The following is a 21,962-nucleotide window of genomic DNA, read 5'->3' as shown; positions in this document are numbered from 1 at the left end:
AAACCGATCGCTTCGTGCCTACTCGGCCGGAACGACCGCGGGAGCGGCCTCACCTCGCCGGCGTAACCGGTCGATCAAAAGGTAGATTACGGGGGTCGTGTAGAGCGTCAGAATCTGTGAAACGAGCAGCCCCCCGATAATAGTGATACCGAGCGGGCGACGCAGCTCCGTACCCGGCCCTGTTGCGATCACCAGCGGTATCGCGGCGAAAATCGCGGCCATGGTGGTCATGAGGATGGGCCGGAAACGCACGCTGCATGCCTCGAAGATGGCGTCCGCGGAGGACAGGCCACGGTGGCGCTCGGCATCCAGCGCGAAATCCACGATCATGATGCCGTTCTTCTTGACGATGCCGATGAGAAGAATGATGCCGACGAATGCAATGATCGTCAGCGGCGTATTGGTGATCTGCAACGCCAGCAGCGCTCCAAGCCCGGCGGAGGGCAAGGTCGAGATGATGGTGAGCGGATGCGCGAGGCTTTCATAGAGAACGCCGAGCACAATATACACAGCGACGAGCGCTCCAACGATCAGCAACGGCTGCCGTCCCGACGTTTTACGGAAATCGGCCGCGTTGCCCTCGAAGCCTCCGCGAATACCCTCGGGCATGTGCAATTCATCAACTGCGCGTTGAATATTGGCCGTCGCGTCATCAAGCTCGACACCCGGTAACGTGTTGAAGGACACCGTCACTGAAGGAAACGACTGCGAATGATAAACGGCGAGCGGCGACAGATCGCGTCGGTAGCTCACGACGGCGGACAGCGGGACCTGTGTCCCGTTGGCTCCCGCAACAAAGATGCGTTCAAGGTTGGTGGGGTCCAGCTGGAATTGCGGATCAATTTCCAGAATGACCTGGTACTGATTCCGTTGAGTGTAGACGGTGGAAATCTGCCGTTGCGAAAAGGCATTGTTGAGTGCGTTGTCGATATCCTGAACGCTGACGCCAAGGCTGGATGCCTTCTGCCTATCGATCGCCAACGTTAGTTGCAAACCGCCCGGATCGCGGTCGGCGGAAATGTCCGTGATTCCCTCCACTGTCTCCATGCGCTTGGCGACAAGAGGCGCCCATTTCTGCAACAAATCGAGGTCGGCGCTATAGAGCGTATACTGGTAGTTGGAATCGCTCTGGCGTCCGCCGCCGCGAATATCCTGCGCGGCGAACATAAATAGCTTGATGCCCGGTACATCGCCGAGATTTCGGCGCACCCGGTCGATCACCTGTTGGGTCGTCAACCCGTCCCGTTCGGCCGGCGGCTTCAGCGTGATATACATGAATCCGCGATTTGAGCCTCCGCGCGCACCGCTACCGCCGATGGAGGAACCGATCCCTTCCACGGCGGGATCTGCCATAACGATATCCATGACGCGCTGTTGAAGCCCGAGCATCGACTGAAACGAAACGTCGGCCGACGCTCGCGTCGAGCCGATCACGAAGCCGCTGTCATCGATCGGGAAATAGCCCTTCGTCGTCTTGATATACAACGTCACCGTCAAGGCGATCGTCGCAAAAAACACCAGCAACGTCAGGATCGGAAAGCCGAGCACGACGCGCAGCGTCCGGGTATAGAACGCCACGATTCGCGACAGCAAGCTTTCAACCAGCCGGTCGAACCGGGTCGCAGTCGTCGATGTCGCCTGCTTGATGTAGTGGGCGCAGATCATCGGCGTGATCGTCAACGACACGATGGTCGATACCACGATCGCAAATGTGAGAGTGAGCGAGAATTCCCGCAACAACCGGCCGACAATGCCGTCCATGAAGATCAGCGGCGTAAATGCGGCGATCAGCGACAGGCTGATCGACAGCACCGTGAAGCCGATTTGTTTTGCTCCTTCGAGTGCAGCTTGGTAAGGCGGCAGCCCATGCTCGAGGTTGCGATACATGTTCTCGATCATGACAATGGCATCGTCGACCACGAAGCCGACGGAAATGGCCAATGCCATCAAGGACAGGTTGTCGATGGAGAAGCCCGCCAGCCACATCCCAGCGCAGGTACCTGCCAGCGCCAGCGGAACCGACACACCGGCCGCGACGGTCGGCGTGAACCGGCGCAGGAACACATAAACAACAATCATCACGAGAAATGCTGTCGCCAGCAGCGTCCACTCCATGTCGTCGACGCTTGCGCGGATCGTGCCGGTGCGGTCGACGATGATCGATATTTCGACACCAGCCGGAATCCACTGCTTGAGGTCGGGAATCAACGCCTTCACCCGGTCGACGGTGTCTATGACATTGGCATCGCCCTGCTTGGTGATCTGGATCAGCACCGCGGGCTTCTTGTTGAACCAGGCGATCGAGCGGCTGTTTCGCGTGGCATCCTTGACGTCGGCCACGTCCGAGAGCCGGACGAAATTCCCTCCGGAGCTTTTGATCACGATGTCCCGAAATTCGGCCGCTGTTCGCATCTGCCGGTTGGTCGACAGCGTCTCGCTCTGGCGGCCGCCATTGAAGATTCCGACCGGACCAAGCGGATTGGCATTCACAATCGCGGTCCGGACATCATCTGTCGCGATGCCCGCGTTCGAGAGCGCCACCGGGTTGAGCGCAATTCGGACGGCCGGCTGGTCAGCGCCGCTCACGGAGACCTCGCCGACACCAGGAACCTGCGAGATGCGCTGGACAATGACGGTGTCCGCCACATCATAGACCGCGCTGGTCGACATGGTTTTTGATGTCAGCGCCAGAACAAAGACGGGTGCAGCAGCGGGATTAGCCTTGCGGAATGTCGGCAGCGTCGGCAGATCAGTCGGCAGGTCGGCAACCGACGCGTTAATTGCCGCTTGCACGTCGCGCGCGGCGTGGTCGATGTCTCGTCCGATCGCGAACTGCAATTGGATGCTGGTGGCGCCAAGCGTGCTCGTGGATGTGATCTGATCAATGCCAGCGATCTCGCCGAGGCGGCGCTCCAGCGGCGCGGCGACGGTCGCCGCCATCACCGAAGGGTCGGCCCCCGGCCGGTTCGCCGACACCCTGATCATCGGGAAGTCGACATTCGGAACCGAAGCCACCGGGAGAAACCCGTAAGCGACCACACCGACCAGAAACAAGCCGATCGCAAGCAACGTGGTGCCGACCGGTCTTCGGATGAATGGCTCGGAGATCGAAGCCATTACTGCATTCCTTCGGTCGTACCCGGAATTGGCGGCCGCTCCGGCCCACCCGTTGGAACAGCCTGTTCGATACGCTTGTTCAACCGATCCAGCGCCAGATAGATCACGGGCGTGGTGTAAAGCGTGAGCAGCTGGCTGAGCAGCAAGCCGCCGATGATCGAGATGCCGAGAGGGAAACGTAGTTCTGCGCCGGTGCCGCTTTCGATTGCCAGCGGCAGCGCGCCAAACAGCGCCGCCAGCGTGGTCATCATTATGGGCCTGAATCGGAGCAGACATGCCTGCACGATCGCCTCGGTCGACGACATGCCTTGATGGCGCTCAGCCTCGAGAGCGAAGTCGATCATCATGATCGCGTTCTTCTTCACGATGCCCATCAGAAGAATAATCCCGATCAGACCGATGACGGATAGATCCTGCCCAAACAGCATCAACGCAAGAATGGCCCCTACACCGGCAGAAGGCAGCGTTGAGAGAATCGTGATGGGGTGAATGTAGCTCTCATACAATACGCCCAACACGATGTAGATTGTGACCAGCGCGGCCAGGATCAGCCAGGGTTGTCCGGCAAGCGATTTCGAGAACTCCGCCGCATCGCCCGAGAACACACCGACGATACTTGTAGGCATGCCAATGCGGGTCTCGATGGACTTGACCCGTTCCACGGCATCGCCGAGCGATTCTCCCGGACCAAGGTTGAAACTGAGCGACGTCGCCGGGAATTGCGCGTGATGCGAGATCGCCAGCGGCGCCGTCGTTCGGGTCAGCGTCGCGACTGCGGACAGCGGCACCTGCGCGCCGGCAAGGCCCGGTAGATAAAGCTTGGAGAGGATCGAGGGGTCGTGCTGATACTGTGGCAAGGCCTCCAGTACGACGCGATACTGGTTGGCTTGCCCGTAAACGGTCGATATCTGCCGTTGTGCGAACGCATCGTTCAACGTGTCGTTGACGCCCTGGAGGCTGACGCCGAGCTGGCCTGCACGCGCGCGGTCGATGTTCAGCGCCGCTCGCAGGCCTCTCTCCTGCGCTTCCGAGGATACGTCCTGAAACAGCGGATCGCGACGCAGTTCCCCAACCAGTTTGCCAGCCCACTCCGAAACGTGGGCGGCATCCGTTCCCGTCAGGGTGTATTGATACAGCGAGCGGCTGGACAGTGTGCTGATCTGGACATCCTGCACCGGTTGAAAATAAACCGTCATGCCGGGAATTGAGGCCACGCGTGCCTTCAAACGCGTGATGACGGCGGCCACATCATCACGGCGGTCGCTCCGCGGCGTCAACGTCATCACCAGGCGGCCCACATTTGTCGTGGGATTCACGGAACCGGCCCCAATAACCGATACAATACCTCTGACGTCCGGGTCCTCTCCGATGGCACTCGCCACCTCGGCTTGATGCCTTCGCATTTCGGCAAAGGATACATCGGCACCTGCTTCTGTCACCGCGATGATCGATGCCGTGTCCTGCAGGGGCAGGAAACCTTTTGGCGCCACGACATAGAGGTACGTCGTCGCGGCGATCGTCGCAAAGACGACAACCAGTGTCGCACGCTGATGTCGAAGCACCCACAACAACGAGTGATGGTAGAATTCGACCATCCGATCAATATATCGGCCGACTGCTGCCAATGCCGGAATCTCGCGCTTCTCTCCGGAATGCTTCAGCAACCGCGAGCACATCATCGGTGTCAAAGTCAGCGACACGACGGCGGATGTGACCACCGCGATGGTGAGGGTCAGGGCGAATTCTCGGAACATCCTCCCGACAAGCCCGGACATGAACAGGAGCGGAATGAACACCGCGATCAGCGAGACCGTCAGCGAAATCACGGTGAAACCGATCTCGCTCGCGCCTCGGAGCGAGGCCTCCATGACGCTCTCGCCGTTCTCGATGTGGCGCACGATGTTTTCGATCATCACGATAGCATCGTCGACCACGAATCCTGTGCCGATCGTCAGCGCCATCAGCGACAGGTTGTCGAGGCTGAACCCTGCGAAATACATGATGCCGAAGCTGGTAATCAGCGACAACGGGAGAGCCACTCCCGCGATCAACGTCGCCCGCAGCGAGCGCAGGAAAAGCAGGACGACAAGCGTAACGAGCACGGCACTGAGGATGAGCGTGAATTGCACGTCGTGAACGGAGGCACGGATCGTCACCGTCCGATCACTGACGATCGTCAGTTTGACACCGGCTGGAATCGTGCGCTGAACCTTCGGAATCTCCTCCCGGATCTGTCGGACAACCTCGATCACATTGGCGCCGGGCTGACGCTGGATATCGATGATCACGGCCGGCGTTCCGTTATACCAGCCGCCGGTGCGGTCGTTTTCCAACCCGTCGACGAGCTGGGCGACATCGCCAATCGTGACCGGAGAACCGTTGCGATAGGCGATAATGATGGGCTTGTACGCGTCCGCCGCCGCAATCTGGTCGTTGGCGGCGATGGTGTAGGCTTGCTGCGCGCCGTCCAGCGATCCCTTTGGGCCTGAAACATTGGCGCCGGCGATCGCGGCCCGCAAATCTTCCATCGAAATGCCGTAAGCGGCCAGGCGAGCTAGATCGGCCTGGACACGCACGGCTGGCTTCAGACCGCCGAGCACGGAAACGCGGCCTACGCCCGAAATCTGGCTGAGACGCTGGGTCAGGAGGGTATCCGCAATATCGCTCATGGCGCGCAGCGAGACCGTGTCCGACGTCAGCGCGAGCGTCATCACCGGCGCATCGGCCGGATTCACTTTGGCGTAGGTCGGCGGATACGGCAGATTTTTCGGCAATATCCCGGCGGCGGCATTGATAGCCGCCTGCACATCTTGTGTGGCGCCGTCGATATCGCGGTTCAGATCGAATTGCAGAGAAATCTGACTGACGCCGAATGAACTCGTCGACGTCATCGACGACAGCGACGGGATCTGCCCGAGCTGGCGTTCCAGCGGCGCGGTCAACAGCGACGCAACCACATCGGAACTCGCACCCGGCAGCTGGGTCGTCACTTGCACCGTCGGGAAGTCGACTTGCGGCAGCGCCGAGACCGGTAACGCCCAATAGCCGAGCGCGCCTCCAATCATCAGCGCGATCCCAAGCAAGGACGTTGCTATCGGACGACGAATAAACGGTTCGGAGACGCCCATGTCTGTCAGCTCGTGTCTGTCAGCGCTGCCGCGGGTTCGATGCTCAGTACCCTGCCTTCAGGATCACGGTTGAGCCTTTGTGTTACCGCTCGACTGCCCGTTCTCCTGCGCCTCGCTCCCCGAATGCTTTTTACTTCCCTCGCCCCGCTTGCCGCGGCGCTCGCCATTGCCGCCGCCTTGACGATCGCCTTGTTTACCCTGCCGCTTCTGGGGCGCGAGATCGGCGGTCGGCGCCTGATCGTTCTGGCTGATGGTCACCTTTGCGCCGTCGGACAGATTGGCAAATCCCGTGGTGACCACCCGATCCGTGGGAGCAATGCCCTTGGCTATCACCGCGTCCTTTTCGTTCTGCTGCGTCACCGTTACCGGCTTCGCTGTCGCGATATCGTCGCTTCCGATCACATAGCTGAAGGTCCCGAGCGGACCCCGCTGTACCGCAGACGTCGGTATGACGGTCGCCTGCGACAACGTTTCCACCTTGAGGCGCACGTTGACGAATTGGCCGGGCCAGAGCTGGAACTGCCCATTCGGAAATTCAGCCTTCAGCTTCAAGGTACCGGTCGTCGGATCGACCTGATTGTCGATGCCGACCAGCTTGCCGGTATCGACAACTGTCGTTCCGTCGTTTCCGAATACATCGACTTCGAGGGCGCCCTTCGCCACTGCTGCATTCACGCGCGTAATCTGTTGCTGCGGAAGGCTGAATTGCACAGCAATGGGCTGAAGCTGCGTAATGATGACAAGTCCGGTCGCATCGGACGCATGGATGATGTTGCCCCGATCGACCTGACGCAGGCCCGCGCGGCCCGAAATCGGCGCGACAATCTTGGTGTAGCCGAGCATCGCCTGGGCGTTGTCGATCGCCGCCTGATCGGCTCTGACGAGCGCCTCCTGTTGCGCAACCACCGCTGTCTGCGTATCGGCCTGCTGCTTCGATCCGGCATTGGAGGCGGCCAGTTGCTGGTAGCGTTTCAGGTCGAGACGCATATTGGCCAATTGCGCTTCATCCTGGGCCTTCTTCGCGACCGCCTGATCGAACTGCGCCTGGTAGATCACGGGATCGATCTCACCCAGCACGTCGTCTTTCTTGACATCCTGTCCCTCGGTGAAATTGACAGCAATCAGCTTGCCGTCGACCTGCGAGCGCACGGTGACCGTGTTCAGAGCCCGGACAGTTCCGACGCCATCGAGGTAGACCGGCACGTCCTGGATGCGCGGCGTTGCGGCAAGCACCGGAACTGCGAGATCGGGACGTGACCGACCTGCGTCGCGCTTTTTTTGCTCGAGCGCAGTCCAACCGAAATAGGCGAGTCCTCCGACGATTAGAAGCGTGATCGCGATCCACACGGTACGCCGCCGACCGCGACCCGTTACCTTGTCAGGCACCCCGTCGCCGGCTGTTTTCGCGGTTCCATTCAGACCCGGTTTAAAGAGCATTGCCCGGCCTCTCGATCCTCGGTTCCCAGCCGCCACCCAGGGCCTGATAAAGGCTCACGATCGCCAGTAGCCGCGCTAGCTGCGCCTGCGACAGCACGTCCTCGGCCTGAAACAGCGTCAGCTGCGTATTCAGCACGGTTACGATATCGGCGGTGCCAGCCCGCAGCTGCTGCTCGCCGAGCTCGAATGCCCTGCGCGAAGCGGCCACGACCTCCCGCTGAAGGCGCAGCTTCTCCGTGGTCTGACGGATCGCGACCAGCGCATTGTCGACGTCGGCAAACGCCGAAACGACCGTCTTGCGGTACGTCTGCAGCAGTTCGTCCTGTTTCGCCTTTGTATACTCGAAGTTGCCGAGAATCCTGCCGCCGTCGAAGATCGGCTGCGTCAATCCGCCGGCGAGACTGAAAAATGCGGCGTGAGGCTGGAACAGCGCGACCAGGGCCGAACTCTGGTAACCACCCTGCCCGGTCAACTGAATGCTCGGGAAAAACTGCGCGCGCGCGCTGCCTACGTTGGCTGTTGCCGAAGCAAGTTGCGCCTCCTGACGGCGGATGTCCGGACGCTGCGTCAACAATTCCGACGGCAGGCCCGGCGTCACCCGCGGTGCTGCGATCCGGTTGAGCGAACCACCCTTGACGTTCACGCTTTCCGGCGGGCGCGACACCAGCGTCGCAAGAGCGTTGACGTTCTGCGCCAGGGTCTGACGAAGCGGCGGAACGGCGGCGCGTTGATTTGCCAGCACGCTTTCCTGTTGCGCCACGTCGAGATCGGTCCCGGTGCCGGCGCTCAGCCGCTGCTTGATCGCCTCGAGAATGCGCGCGGCGCTGGCGATGTTGCTCTCGGCGGTGCGAATACGGTCCTGCGCCGCAAGAACCTGAAAATAGGCATTTGCAACGCTGGTGAGCGTTGTCAGGCCAACGACATCGCGATCAAAGCGGTTTGCGGTCGCGGTTTCCTCAGCGGCCAGGGTAGCATCGCGATTTTTACCCCAGAAATCGATTTCATAGCTGGCGGCACTCAGCGAGGATGAGTAGTTCACAACCTCCCGACCGCCGTTGTTCAGGCCGCTGGAGCTCGAGCCTGACGTGCGGGAATAGGTTTCCTGTCCCCCGACACTGACGCTCGGCAACAGTGCCGCACCCGCGATCCGGGCTTGCTGATCGGCCTGAATAATCCGCGCCGTCGCCGCTGCAATGTCCAGATTGACGGTCTGGGCTTCCTCCATCAGGCCCGTCAGTTCGGACGAGCGAAAGCCACGCCACCAGTCCAGCATCGGCGGAGTGTCAGCCGTAGTCGACCGCGCTGCCTTATACCCGGCCGGAATATCCAGCGCCGGATCGGGCAGATCCTTGGTCAGGATGCAGCCAGCGGACGTCGCGACTGTCGCCAACACCGGGAGAAGCATGGCGGAACGACGAATCCACGTCGTAATCCCTCGTTGATCGATCGAGGCCTTCGCTGGAGATTCACTCACGCCGGCCCCCCGAGGGACGGCGGAGGCAACGATAGGCATTCGCCTGAGGTCGCGGCACCCACGTACCAACCTTTTTCAATATTAAACGACGCGGCCACCGGTGGTAATGCTTTCTCTTAGAACCGCCCTATTCTAGCGATCCGATCAGTCGACGGACAGTCCTGCCCGGCCCAGAACATTAGATGCGTTCCATTGGCGTCGTCCCCTGCTGATAAGCTGATTTATCAAAAAACCCTGATTTAACGGGCTTTCCTGACGCTCGGATCGCAAGCAGGCCCGGCAATCTTACCAAGATTTCATGCGACGCGGCGGCTCCGAACGCCACGCCGCGGGAGGTTTCCCGCCCCATAAGGATGAAACAGGCGAATCGAAATTGCGCAAACCCGAAACAATCGATCCGCGCCTCGCGGCCAGAGCGGAGGTGCACAAAGCCGGCACGGACGATTTGCGACCTAGGGGGGCTCCAGGCGGCGCCCCATGACAATCTCGGCAATGCATCGCAACGCGAGTCCGGTCGTGCGATCGGCCATTTTCGTTCCCTTGTACCTCCCTCGCCTCTCAATTAGGGTTGCCGCATTCCTCCAACCGACTGACAAGATTTAGCATCTCATGAGAATTAACAACGACGTCGTCGAAGCGATCGGCAACACACCGCTTATCAAGTTGAAGCACGCATCGGAAGCGACCGGATGCACCATTCTCGGCAAGGCCGAGTTCATGAATCCGGGCCAGTCGGTCAAGGATCGCGCCGGCAAACAGATGATCCTGGAAGCCGAAAAGCGAGGCGATCTCAAGCTCGGCGGCCTCGTGGTCGAAGGTACGGCCGGCAATACCGGCATCGGCCTCGCCGTCGTTGCCAGTGCGCGCGGCTACCGCACAATGATTGTCATCCCGGAAACGCAGAGCCAGGAAAAGAAGGACATGCTTCGGCTGTGTGGAGCCGAACTGGTTGAGGTCCCGGCGCTCCCATACAGCAATCCGAACAATTATCAGCACATCGCGAAGCGGCTCGCGGACGAGCTGCGCAAGTCAGAACCGAACGGCGTCCTGTTTGCCGATCAATGGAACAACCTCGACAATCCCAAGGCTCACTACGTTTCGACGGGCCCCGAAATCTGGGAGCAAACCGGCGGCAAGGTCGATGGCTTTATCTGTTCGATCGGAACCGGCGGCACACTGGCCGGGACCGGTGCTTTCTTGCGAGAGAAGAATAAAGACATCGTCATCGGCGTTGCGGACCCGCGAGGAGCGGCCATGTACGAGCTGTTCAAAAACGGCATCGCCAAGGCGACTCCAGGAGGTTCGATCACCGAGGGAATTGGACTTGGCCGGGTGACACCGGTGATCGCCAATACCAAGGTCGACGAGGCCTATCTCATTCCCGACGAGGAAGCCGTGCCGGTAATCTACGATTTGCTTGAACACGAGGGGCTGTGCCTCGGCGGCTCCACCGGCATCAACGTCGCCGGCGCAATTCGCCTGGCACGCCAGTTGGGACCCGGCCACACCGTCGTAACGATCCTGTGCGACTCCGGCAACCGCTATCAGTCGAAGCTCTTCAATCCGGACTTCATGCGCTCCAAGAATCTTCCCGTGCCGCAGTGGCTCGAGAAGCAAAGCACGGTGAAAATTCCCCTCGTGTCAGCTTAGCCAGGATCGCCATATCGGTCTCAGCGCAGGATCTGACTGAGAAAAAGCTGGGTTCGCGGATGTTGCGGATTGGCGAAAAAATTCGCCGGCGTATTGGATTCGATGATCTGTCCCTCATCCATGAACACAACGCGGTTGGCGACTTCCCTGGCGAATCCCATTTCGTGAGTGACAACGAGCATGGTCATGCCTTCCTTGGCGAGATCGACTATCGTGTCTAGTACTTCCTTGACCATCTCGGGATCGAGCGCCGACGTCGGCTCGTCGAACAGCATGACTTTCGGATTCATCGTGAGCGCGCGTGCAATCGCCACACGCTGTTGCTGACCTCCCGACATCTGACCGGGATATTTATTGGCTTGTTGAGGAATCTTGACGCGTTCAAGAAACTTCATCGCCGCCGCCTCGGCATCCTTCTTTGGGATATTGCGGACCCAGATCGGAGCAAGCGTACAGTTTTCGAGCACCGTCAGATGCGGAAACAGATTGAAGCTCTGGAAAACCATTCCGACCTCGCGCCGAACCTCCTCGACGTGCCGCAGATTGGGGCCAAGTTCGATTCCATCGACGACAATCCGGCCTTGCTGAAACTCCTCGAGTGCGTTGATGCAACGGATCAGCGTCGATTTTCCGGAACCCGAGGGGCCACAAATCACGATGCGCTCGCCGCGCGCCACATCGAGATCGATGTCCCGCAGCACATGGAAGCTGCCGAACCATTTGTTGAGACCGGCGATGGAAACGATGGCATTCGCGTCTGTCATGGCTAATCCCAAGCTCAGCTTCGCCCGTGCGGATTCAGCCGGTGTTCGACGAACAGTGAATATCGGGACATGCTGAAGCAGAACACGAAATAGATGATTCCAGCGAAGGCGAATCCCGTGAACAGCGTGGTTGGGGTCGCCCATGTCGGATCTGCGAACGAGGCTCGCAAGCTCCCGAGCAGGTCGAACAGCGCGATGATCGAGACCAGCGATGTATCTTTGAACAGCGCGATAAAGCTGTTGACCAGTCCGGGGATGACGTGCCGCAACGCCTGCGGCATCACGATCAGTCCCGTCGTTTTCCAGTACGACAAGCCAAGCGCTTGGGCGGCTTCCGCCTGCCCGCGCGGGATCGCAGCCAGACCGCCGCGAATAACCTCGGCATTATACGCGCCGGCGAACAGCGCAATGCCGATCAAAACCCGGACCAGGCCATCGACTGTGAAGTTTCCCGGAAGGAAAAGCGGCAGCATGTAGGTTGCGAAAAACAGCACGGTAATCAGCGGAACGCCGCGCCAGAACTCGATGAAGGCAACCGAGAAAACCCGGATCAGCGGAATGGTGGCGCGTCGTCCCAATGCCAGCGCGATTCCGATCGGTATCGACGATACGATACCGGTGACCGACACCACCAGCGTCACCAGCAGACCGCCCCAGAGGCGGGTGTCGACAATCGGAAGGCCGCCGCGATCGAGGTGCATCACCGCAACCACCAGACCAATGCCGACGAACGTCATCAGGCTCATGAGCAACGCGCGCCAGCCCGTGCGGAAGGCGCCGTTTAGAAGAAAGAGCAGCAGCGAAACGATCACGCCGGTGCAAGCAAGGTCGTACCAAACCGGCTGATCGGAGTTTTGGAGCCAATCGCGGAGCGAGGTCAGCGGCCACGCCACAGAATTCAATGCATCGCCGGTCCATAGAAAGGTATTTCCCAGCAGCCGCAAAACCGAACCGATTCCGCCCGCTCCTCCTGACGCGGCAAGCTGCCGCCCGGCATTGCCCACACCGTCGGCGAAGCTCGACAGAAAACCGACGGTCCAGCTCACGCCGAACCCACTGATGCCCCCGCCGTGCAGCAGAAAAAACGCCACGACGGGAAAGGCGACGAAGAACAAGGTTGCGTTGAGACCCTTTGCGGGCAAACGCGGAACCAGAAGCGGCAGCAACAAAACGGCGGCCAGCAGGAACGTCAGATTGACCCGCCACCGTTCAGGCTCCGGGTAAAAGCCGTAAATGAATTGGGTGATCTTGGCGCGAACGAACGGCCAACATGCCCCGATTGACTGCCCCACATCCGCAGCCAGACACGATGTTCGATCCTGGCCTTCCCAGACCGCATCCACGAGGAGAAACCGGATCGCCGGAACGATGACAAACCAGAGCAATACTATACCAACGACCGTCAGCAGCGCGTTGCCCGGAGAATTGAGCAGACGGGTCCACAGAAAGGCGGAAAAGCCAGTGGTTTTGATCGGCTGAGGCCGATCCGGAATAAGATCGGTCCGAACGAACGACGGTGCGGGCTGATCGGTCATCCGCCCATGCTCCGTGAGATGCGCCAGCCATAGAGGCTCATGATCGCGCTGGTCACGAGCGAGATCAGCAAATAAACGCCCATCGTGATTGCGATGATTTCGATGGCCTGTCCGGTCTGGCTAAGTGTCGTTCCGGCGAACACCGAAAACAGGTCCGGATATCCGATGCCGACAGCCAACGACGAATTTTTGGTGAGATTGAGGTACTGATTGGTCAGCGGCGGCAGAATGACACGCATTGCCTGCGGCACCACGATCAATCGCAGCGTCGATCCGCGCGAGAGCCCGAGCGAAGCCCCAGCCTCCATCTGCCCTTTGTGAATTGAGAGGATTCCGGCACGCACGACTTCCGCGATGAACGCAGCCGTATATGTCGAAAGCGCGACGGCGAGCGCGACGAATTCCGGGGTCACGCGCGCTCCACCGGCGAAATTGAATCCTTTGAGGACAGGCATCTCGAATGTGAAGGGCGCGCCAAAAATGAGCATTGCGACCAGCGGTACGCCGATCAACAGACCAGAAACATAGGGCCAGACGACCACCACTCGTCCGCTCTGGAAAAGCGCGCGGCGCGAATAGCTGCGCAGCAGTAGGCAGCCGATGATGGCAGCCACAATCGCGACCGTAAGGGCGACCAGCCCCTCCTGCCCGATCGGCTTCGGAACGATGAGACCACGATTGCTGAGAAAGACGCTGTCGAAGATTGAAATGCTTTGCCTTGGACTCGGCAGCGTCCCCAGCACCGCAAGATACCAGAACAAAATCTGGAACAGCAGCGGCAGGTTTCGGACCAGCTCAACATAGCCGCCGGAAATGCGCGATATCAGCCAATTCGGCGACAGCCGGCCGAGAGCCACCATAAAGCCGATGATCGTCGCGAAGACAATGCCGACCACGGCCACCAGCAGTGTATTGAGAAGGCCGACCAGAAACACGCGCGTGTAACTGTCGGTCTCGGAATACGGAATCAAGGTCTGGCTGACGCCGAAGCCGGCGGTTTGTGACATGAAGCCAAAGCCAGACGCGACGTGCTGCGTCTCCAGGTTTCCCTGGGCGTTGGCCACGATCTCATAACTGATCCACGCCAGCGCGGCGACGAACAGCACCTGTAGCGCAAGACCGCCCCAGCCAGCCCTGCCCCCGAGCGCCCGCCGCAGCCTGAAGAAGAACTGCAGCGGCGGTTTTCGAGGCTCGGCGGCCATCGCAGTCTCTGGCGTTGACGCTAGCGGATCGGCGGCGCGTACTGAATGCCGCCCTGGTTCCAGAGCCTGTTGAGCCCGCGCGCGATTCCGAGCTTCGAACCGGCGCCGACGTTCCGATCAAACGACTCGCCATAATTGCCGACGGCCTTGACGATGCGCGACACCCAATCCTTGGTCACGCCAAGCTGTTCGCCGAAATTGCCATCGGTCCCGAAAACCCGCTTCAGTTCCGGGTTGTTCGATTTGGCCATCTCGTCGACGTTCTTCTGCGTGATACCGAGTTCTTCGGCGTTGACCATCGCAAACAGCGTCCACTTGACGAGATCGAACCACTGATCGTCGCCATGACGTACCATCGGCCCGAGCGGCTCTTTCGAGATCACCTCCGGCAGAACCGCATGATCGGCGGGATTGGAGAGCTTCAGCCGCTCGGCATAGAGCTGCGAAATATCTGATGTAAACACATCGCACCGACCGGATTCGTAGGCCTTGATGGTCTCGTCGGCCGTGCTGAACGCGATCACCTCATACTTCATCTTGTTGCTCTTGAAGTAGTCAGCAAGATTCTGTTCGTTCGTGGTGCCGGTCTGGACGCAAACGGATGCGCTGTTCAATTCCAGCGCCGAATTGACCTTGAGTGATTTTCTCACCAAAAAGCCCTGTCCGTCGTAATAGGTCACGCCGGTGAAATTTGCACCAAGCGATGTGTCGCGCGAGAGCGTCCATGTCGTGTTACGCGACAGCACATCTATTTCGCCCGACTGAAGGGCGATAAACCGGTCTTTGGCAGACAGCGGAACGAATTTGACCTTGTTAGGGTCGTTAAATACGGCGGCCGCGATTGCGCGACAGACGTCCACATCAAGCCCAGTCCAGTTGCCTTTATCGTCAGGCGTCGAGAATCCGGGCAACCCCTGGCTCACGCCACAAGACAACATACCTCGCGCCTTGACTGCGTCGAGCGTGGTCTTCGCCTTCGCGGACTCCTGTGCGGATGCCGACTGTAACGAAAGGCCGGCGGCAAAAGCGAAAATGACAGCAAGTACGCATTTCATGGCAATGCCTTTCAGGACATCAATGGATTATCAGTTCTTCGCCGTTCAGACGCTCGGCTGAATCTGGCCGATCGATTTGTTACCTCCATTAATCCAGTCACACATGGGCTTTTCAATCAACCGAGGTTGAGAACAGGTCGAAACTCGCGGCGCGTCTCTCAACATGCGGTAGCAGAGAGTTGGATTTCATCACAGAACGACTAGCAAATATAAGTTGCTAGTGGAGTGAATTTGACATTCGCTTGCCGGGTTTGCCGCAAAGTAGGTCGCGAATGTCAAATTCACTCTACTAGTGGGCAGGGTCAAGGGGTTGACGAGTGTCTTCCCCTTCCTGTTACTAACGAAATCACGCCGGAACTAAGGTCCGGCAAGTTTCGAGGCAGGCGCGTCAGCGGCAAAATGCCTCCTTTTGCAGCGGCGAACAGATGACCTTCTCAAAGGACAGCGGACCGGCGGATTCGTTTCGGGCGGAAACCAGACTGGTCCTTTCGGGTCGAGACACCGAAGCCCAAAAGGGGTTCGTCAATCCGCCCATCGTTCGCGGCTCGACCGTGCTCTACCCGACCGCGGATGACCTGCACGCCCATCGCGGAGAATTCCATTACGGACGGCATGGCACTCCTACTACCCTCGCCCTGCAGGATGCGCTGATGGCGCTGGAAGGCCCGCAGTGCGCAGGCGTCGGCCTCGTTCCATCGGGCGTGTCTGCGATCTCCACCGCGCTGCTGTCTGTGCTGAAGGCCGGCGATCACATCCTCGTCTGCGATAACGCCTATCGCCCGACCCGACATTTCTGCGATGGGCTTCTGGCGCGCTACGGAGTCGAGACCACTTATTTCGACCCGCTGATCGGGTCAGGTATCGCTGCGCTGTTCCGGCCCAACACCCGCGCTGTCATGGTCGAGGCTCCCGGCTCCCAGTCCCTGGAGATGCCGGACGTTCCGGCGATTGCCAGAGTCGCGCACGGGCGAGGAGCGCTCGTTATCGACGACAATACGTGGGCAACTCCTCTGTTCCGCCGCGCACTCGAACAAGGCGTCGACATCAGCATCCAGGCGGCGACCAAATATATTGGCGGACACTCCGACATCATGTTCGGAACGATCTCCGCCAACGCCAAGGCTTGGCCCGCACTCGCCGAAGGCATCCGCCTGCTCGGCGTCTGCGCTGGACCCGACGATGTGTTTCTGGCCCTACGGGGATTGCGCACCCTTGCCGTGAGGCTGCATCATCATCAGCAGGCCGCGATGGACATGGCGCAGTGGCTTGCGAGACGGCCGGAAGTCGCGAGGGTTTTGTATCCTGCGCTGCCGGACGATCCCGGCCACGCAATCTGGAAGCGCGACTTCACCGGCGCATCGGGACTGTTCAGCATCGTCCTCAAGCCTGCGCCGCAGCAGGCCGTCGATGCGCTGCTCGATACCTTGAAGCTGTTTGGCATGGGTTACTCGTGGGGCGGCTTTGAGAGCCTCATCATTCCCTTCGATTGCGCCACGTATCGCACCGCGACGACATGGGCGCCCGGCGGACCGACGCTGCGGCTCCACATCGGGCTGGAAAGCGTGGACGATCTCAAGGCCGATCTCGACCGGGGATTTGAAGCGTTCAACGCCCGGCAGTGAGCCTGGCCTCGGGCTGATGCTTTTCGCATACGATTCTGCTTCAGCCGAACAAAATAATAGAATTTGATCCGCCGCCGTTTGCGGATAGCCTGACCCTAAGAGCATTTTCCGGCTAAGTGGAATCCGGTTAGCCGTAAGAAAATGCTCTCAATCAATAGCTTGCGCGTATTCTGATCGCAAAACCGGTATCCACTTTTGCGGAATACGCGCTAGAACCCAATTCGTCGATGGGAAAACCCATGGGAAGCCTCGTTCTTCTCGATCTGATGGGTGGCATCGCGCTTTTGCTCTGGGGCCTTCATATGGTCCGGAGCGGTATCCTGCGCGCCTTTGGCCCGGACCTCCGCCGGTTTCTGGGCAAAGCGCTTCGCAATCGTTTTGCCGCATTCGGCGCCGGCCTCGGTCTCACGGCCCTGCTCCAGAGCAGCACCGCCACCGGTCTGCTCACCAGTTCGTTCGCCGCGGAAGGACTCGTGAGCCTTGTTCCGGCGCTCGCGATCATGCTCGGCGCGAACGTCGGAACCACGCTGATCGTTCAGGTACTGTCGTTCAATATCTCGGCCGCCGCGCCGATCTTCTTCGTGATTGGACTTGTGGCGTTCCGCACCGGGGCCCGCTCGCGCATCAAGGACGTCGGCCGCGTCTTTATCGGCCTTGGTCTGATGTTGCTGGCGTTGCACATTTTGCTCACGACGCTTGCGCCGGCTGAAAACGTGCCGGGCGCGCGGGTTTTTCTGAACGCCATCACTAGCGATCCAATCCTGTGCATCCTCATCGGCGCCGCCACAACCTGGGCCGTTCATTCCAGTGTCGCTAGCGTCCTCCTTGTCATGTCGCTCGGCTATTCCCAATTCGTTACACCATATGCAGCCTTCGCGCTGGTGCTCGGCGCCAATATCGGCAGCGCCGTCAACCCGATCTTCGAAGGCGCCCGGCGCGACAATCCCGCGAGCTATCGGCTGCCGCTCGGCAACATGCTCAACCGTTTCATCGGGGTGCTGCTGATCGTGCCATTTCTGCAGCCGATTGTGGACGTCATGCTGGCATGGCAGCCGAACCTCGCCAAGGCGACCGCGACGTTTCACATCGCGTTCAACGTTATGACCGCGATCCTTTTTATCGGCCTGCTTGACGGCATGGCACGTATGCTCGAGCGCCTTCTTCCCGAAAAGGCGCCTGATGCCGATCCGTCACGGCCGCGCTACCTCGACGAGAGCGCGCTGGAAACGCCCTCGCTCGCGCTCGCTGACGCGGCGCGCGAAACGCTGCGGATGGGCGACCTCGTGGAAGCGATGCTGCGCAAGGTGATGGACGCGATGATGACCAACGACAAAGCGCTGGTCGACCAGGTTTTGCGAATGGATGACAGCGTCGACGGTCTCGATGAAGCCATCAAGCTCTATGTAACCAAACTGACCCGCGGCAGCCTCGACGAACGCGAGGGTCATCGCGCGATGGAAATCATCGCATTCGCCATCAACCTCGAACATATCGGCGACATTATCGACAAGAACCTGAGCGAGCTGGCCACCAAGAAAATCAAGCGTCGTTTTCAATTCTCGCCCGAAGGCGCCAGCGAGCTTTCAGCATTTCACAAGCGGACAATGGATTCGCTTCGTATTGCCTTCGGCATCTTCATGTCCGGCAATGTCGATGAGGCTCGCCAGCTTATCGCGGAGAAAGTCGCCTTCCGTAACTTCGAGCTCGCGGCAACCGAGCGGCACCTTGATCGGCTCCGCGAAGGCCGCCTCGAAGCGATCGAAACGACGTCGCTGCATCTCGACGTCCTGCGCGATCTGCGGCGAATACATTCGCACATTTGCTCGGTCGCCTACCCGGTTCTTGACGCAGCAGGCGAGCTTCCGGCCTTGCGGCAGAGCGAAACCGACTTGCTGGGGATTTCCACGCCGACGAATACGTCCACACGCTAACTTAATACAGTCCTCAGGTGGATGATTGACGTCCGTTGAGCATGATGAAGTACAAATTCCGGAAATAGACGACAAGTCCGAGAGCCTGGCCCGCGATGAACACCGGATCGCGCCGGTACAGAGCGTAAGCCAGAAGAAGAACCCCGCCTCCGATCGAGAAGAACCAGAACGCGACCGGGATCACGCTCTTTCGCGCGCGTTCGGATGCAATCCATTGCACGACAAACCGCATCGTGAAGAGCGCCTGCGCCGCAAAGCCGAGAATGACCCATCCGTCGAACTTTGTGACGAACACATCATAGAGATAGTTGGAAAACATACTGACGGTATCAGTCATGACGCACGACCTCGCTTACGACCGGCGTTGATTTTTTCCGGCGGATCAACCACCACACCCCGGCGAGGTCCATGATCCCAATCCATAAACGATCGAAGAAACCGTAATTCGAGACCCCGGAACGTCGTGGCCGGTCGGTCACATCGACATAGGCGATATCATAGCCTTCGCGCCGCACCAGTGCCGGAAGAAACCGATGCAAACCATCGAAATAAGGCAGGGACAGGAACACCTCCCGCCGAAAGGCCTTCAGCCCGCAGCCGGTATCGCGCGTGCCGTCGCTCAGCACCCTGCTTCGCACCTTGTTGGCGATTCGCGACTGGAATTTCTTGAATCCGGTATCCTTGCGGCCGACGCGTTGACCGGCGGCAAGACCAATGCGATCGCCGCCGTTCTCGATCGCCGTTATCAACTGCGGCAGAAACGCCGGATTATTCTGGCCGTCGCCATCCAGCGTCGCAACGATTGTGCCTTGCGCTGCGCGCACCCCTGTCCGGACCGCCGCTGATTGTCCGGATGATTTTTCGTGGCGGATCTGACGCACGTTCCTGCGCTGGGCCATAACGACCGCCAACCGCTCGGCGGTGGCATCGCTGGAGCCATCGTCAACGTAGACGATCTCGTAAGCCCATCGACCGTCGAGCGCCGCAGCGATCTCGTCAACGAGGGGCACAACATTGTCTGCCTCGTTGCGCACGGGCACAACAATGGAGACCGTCGGCGCAGTCGTGCTGATGGACATGTCGTCGTTCATGGTCCGATTGGTCCGCTGGTCAGAACCCGCACCAAAACTGGTCTGACCGCGTTCGCTTCTTATGGCGCGCAAGCGCCGCGGGCAACCCTTTTGAGATAGCCCGCTTCGACGCGCGGAGAATGTAATGATGGCCGTGCCAGACGGACAAGCGATCGCCCCGCGAAACAGAAAAACGGGGTCGGCGTGTCGCGCGTTCTGGCCGCCGCGAATATCCTAACGCGTTCCCTCCGAGCGGAAGATAGCGATCGAAATTGTCTTTCCCTGCGAGAAGTTATAGCCGTCGATGCGCGTCGCGACATTGTAGCGCAATCCGATCGCTTCGGCGCGCTGTGCGAAGGCCCGCTCGGAACGCGATTCGACGAGCGCGAACCGGCAGCTTCCGTGGCCGAGGAAATCAGCGGCGCCGGAGCCATCGGTCAGCAACGTTGACGTCCCCGTCATGAAGACCAGACTTGGCTCTTGGTAACCCGCCGCCGCTGCCCTGGGTCCGACGCACTCCACATTTCGCAACGCGCGCGCGACTTCGGGACTCGGGAACAGCGGCGTCAGCGCCGCAACGATGATTCCGTAGACGGAAACGCTCAGAAACAGCGCCGCCATGACCGCGTTCAGCAAAGAACGTTCCGCGTTACCGTCGTCATAGAGCCACCAGGCGAACAGTCCGGAGATCAAGGCCGCGGCGGCAAACGGCCATGCCAGAAAGACAGGCTGACGCGTCAGGGTAATGGTTGCGATGACCGCAAGCACCAAAGTGATCGCGGGGATGGCAAACCACCATGCCGTGCCCTTCGTGAGCCACGATATGGACAGCACGCGGCGCTCCAGTGCGCAAACCGACAGGATCGCGATCGCCGGATACAGCGGCAGGACATAATGCGGCAGCTTGGTCAGCACCAGCTCAAACACGATCCATGACGGAACCAGCCATGCGAGCAGAAACCGCATCTCCGGCTCCCTGCGCGCGCGCCAGATTGCCGGTGCCGCCAGTCCTGCCAGCGGTGCGCCGGGCCAGAACGTAATCCAGAACAGCAGGAAGTAAGTCCCGGGCGGCGCTCCATGCGATTCCTGAGCCGCAAGCTTGCTCAGCATGTCGCCGCCGATCGAGTCTGTGAAAAACGTATCTCCGGCGCGCAGGAAAATCGCAACGAACCACGGCATGACGAGGACTAGCATCCACATCAGCCCCCAGACGGGCCGCAGCCGCCATAGCCATGATGCCGAGCGATCGAGAATGGAGACGGTCCCGATCGTCAATCCCACGAACATCAGGATCAACGGGCCTTTGAGTAAAATTCCTCCGGCGAGCGCCGTCCAAAAGATTGCCGGATGTGCCCAAGATGGATGCTCGAGGTTCCCGCGTCGCTGAAAGGACAGATAGACCCTCGCGAGCGCACCCATCGCTGCAATAACGGTCAGCAGCAGCATGGCGTCTGTCTTTGCGAGCCGCGCTTCCGCCCCGAGTAATACCGAGCTGCACATGATCAGCCCGGCCAAAACGGCGCCTCGCCGCGTCACGAAAGCGAGCGCCGTCCAGTAGGTCAGAAGCACCGCGCCGATCGCACCAATCAGGGACGGGACGCGATACAGCCAGATGCGGATCTGCGCCCGCGGCAGTCCAAGCGACGACGCCGTCTCGACAGCGGCGGCCTGCAACCAGTAAATGCCGACCGGCTTCTTGTAACGAACCTCGTCCTGAAAACGGATGTCGACGAAATCGCCCGTTTCGACCATCTGTTTGGTCGCTTGCGCGAAACGGGGCTCGTCGCGGTCGATCGGCGGGATGTTGAAGAAGCCGGGCAGAAAGAATAACAGGCTGATAATGGTCAGAAATAGGGCCGACCTGACATGGCGGACGGCGATAAAATCGATAACGGTCGCAAGCCCACGCCCCGGATTCACTGGAGTCTTCGGTTCACGCACTTGTCCAAATCGGGGACGGTAAAGGGTCTCGGCCAT

The 21,962-nt window shown here is 59.9% G+C and carries 14 protein-coding genes; 3 read left to right on the top strand and 11 right to left on the bottom strand.

The annotated features are described in order from the left end of the window. Nucleotides 1-18: 18 nt before the first annotated feature. The 4 genes from ACSZOQ_RS07400 to ACSZOQ_RS07385 form a co-directional block, all read right to left on the bottom strand. On the bottom strand, nucleotides 19-3,117 hold the full coding sequence (locus ACSZOQ_RS07400) for an efflux RND transporter permease subunit (protein ID WP_439925338.1): 3,099 nt from the start codon (nucleotides 3,115-3,117) through the stop codon (nucleotides 19-21). After that, entirely contained in the window at nucleotides 3,117-6,245 is a 3,129-nt protein-coding gene (locus tag ACSZOQ_RS07395; RefSeq protein WP_439925337.1) for an efflux RND transporter permease subunit, read from the bottom strand. The genes ACSZOQ_RS07400 and ACSZOQ_RS07395 overlap by 1 nt, the downstream gene beginning before the upstream one ends. A 63-nt stretch (nucleotides 6,246-6,308) precedes the next feature. Then, the gene (locus ACSZOQ_RS07390) at nucleotides 6,309-7,682 is read right to left on the bottom strand and encodes an efflux RND transporter periplasmic adaptor subunit (protein WP_439925336.1); all 1,374 of its coding nucleotides are present in this window, start codon (nucleotides 7,680-7,682) and stop codon (nucleotides 6,309-6,311) included. Next, nucleotides 7,672-9,087 (bottom strand): efflux transporter outer membrane subunit, encoded by a 1,416-nt coding sequence (locus ACSZOQ_RS07385; protein WP_439925335.1) that lies wholly within the window; start codon nucleotides 9,085-9,087, stop codon nucleotides 7,672-7,674. The genes ACSZOQ_RS07390 and ACSZOQ_RS07385 overlap by 11 nt, the downstream gene beginning before the upstream one ends. Nucleotides 9,088-9,765: 678 nt before the next feature. Here ACSZOQ_RS07385 and ACSZOQ_RS07380 point away from each other — a divergent pair. Further along, nucleotides 9,766-10,806 (top strand): cysteine synthase A, encoded by a 1,041-nt coding sequence (locus ACSZOQ_RS07380; protein ID WP_439925334.1) that lies wholly within the window; start codon nucleotides 9,766-9,768, stop codon nucleotides 10,804-10,806. Between the two features lie 20 nt (nucleotides 10,807-10,826). On the opposite strand, the gene ACSZOQ_RS07375 is transcribed toward ACSZOQ_RS07380, so the two are convergent. The 4 genes from ACSZOQ_RS07375 to ACSZOQ_RS07360 are packed head-to-tail and all read right to left on the bottom strand — an operon-like array spanning nucleotide 10,827 to nucleotide 15,362. After that, nucleotides 10,827-11,570, bottom strand: coding sequence for an amino acid ABC transporter ATP-binding protein (locus ACSZOQ_RS07375; protein ID WP_439925333.1), 744 nt, complete (start codon nucleotides 11,568-11,570; stop codon nucleotides 10,827-10,829). A gap of 14 nt (nucleotides 11,571-11,584) precedes the next feature. Further along, nucleotides 11,585-13,105 (bottom strand): amino acid ABC transporter permease, encoded by a 1,521-nt coding sequence (locus ACSZOQ_RS07370; RefSeq protein WP_439925332.1) that lies wholly within the window; start codon nucleotides 13,103-13,105, stop codon nucleotides 11,585-11,587. Further along, nucleotides 13,102-14,307 carry an amino acid ABC transporter permease gene (locus ACSZOQ_RS07365; protein WP_439925331.1) on the bottom strand — a complete coding sequence of 402 codons (1,206 nt, stop codon included), beginning with the start codon at nucleotides 14,305-14,307 and terminating at the stop codon, nucleotides 13,102-13,104. Before ACSZOQ_RS07365 ends, ACSZOQ_RS07370 begins: the two co-directional genes overlap by 4 nt. Nucleotides 14,308-14,327: 20 nt before the next feature. After that, a complete protein-coding gene (locus ACSZOQ_RS07360) occupies nucleotides 14,328-15,362 on the bottom strand; it encodes an amino acid ABC transporter substrate-binding protein (RefSeq protein WP_439925330.1) in 1,035 nt (344 codons plus the stop codon). A 425-nt stretch (nucleotides 15,363-15,787) separates the two neighbouring features. Here ACSZOQ_RS07360 and metC point away from each other — a divergent pair, with 425 nt between their 5' ends. Together metC and ACSZOQ_RS07350 are read left to right on the top strand one after the other, a co-directional pair. Beyond that, on the top strand, nucleotides 15,788-16,984 hold the full coding sequence (metC, locus tag ACSZOQ_RS07355) for a cystathionine beta-lyase (protein ID WP_439925329.1): 1,197 nt from the start codon (nucleotides 15,788-15,790) through the stop codon (nucleotides 16,982-16,984). A 239-nt stretch (nucleotides 16,985-17,223) separates the two neighbouring features. After that, nucleotides 17,224-18,915 carry a Na/Pi cotransporter family protein gene (locus ACSZOQ_RS07350; RefSeq protein ID WP_439925328.1) on the top strand — a complete coding sequence of 564 codons (1,692 nt, stop codon included), beginning with the start codon at nucleotides 17,224-17,226 and terminating at the stop codon, nucleotides 18,913-18,915. Between the two features lie 13 nt (nucleotides 18,916-18,928). Here the strand turns inward: ACSZOQ_RS07350 and ACSZOQ_RS07345 are convergent, their stop codons facing one another. The 3 genes from ACSZOQ_RS07345 to ACSZOQ_RS07335 form a co-directional block, all read right to left on the bottom strand. Beyond that, the gene (locus tag ACSZOQ_RS07345; RefSeq protein ID WP_439925327.1) at nucleotides 18,929-19,252 is read right to left on the bottom strand and encodes a lipid-A-disaccharide synthase N-terminal domain-containing protein; all 324 of its coding nucleotides are present in this window, start codon (nucleotides 19,250-19,252) and stop codon (nucleotides 18,929-18,931) included. After that, complete coding sequence (locus ACSZOQ_RS07340; protein WP_439925326.1) at nucleotides 19,245-20,006, bottom strand: glycosyltransferase family 2 protein; 762 nt, start codon at nucleotides 20,004-20,006, stop codon at nucleotides 19,245-19,247. The genes ACSZOQ_RS07345 and ACSZOQ_RS07340 overlap by 8 nt, the downstream gene beginning before the upstream one ends. A gap of 213 nt (nucleotides 20,007-20,219) precedes the next feature. Next, on the bottom strand, nucleotides 20,220-21,962 hold the full coding sequence (locus tag ACSZOQ_RS07335) for an ArnT family glycosyltransferase (RefSeq protein WP_439925325.1): 1,743 nt from the start codon (nucleotides 21,960-21,962) through the stop codon (nucleotides 20,220-20,222).

It is taken from the genome of Nitrobacter sp. JJSN (assembly GCF_051912485.1).
In the GTDB taxonomy this organism is placed as follows: Bacteria; Pseudomonadota; Alphaproteobacteria; order Rhizobiales; family Xanthobacteraceae; genus Nitrobacter.
The sequence above is the reverse complement of the archived record's forward strand: the minus strand, read 5'-3'. Positions and strand labels throughout refer to the sequence as shown.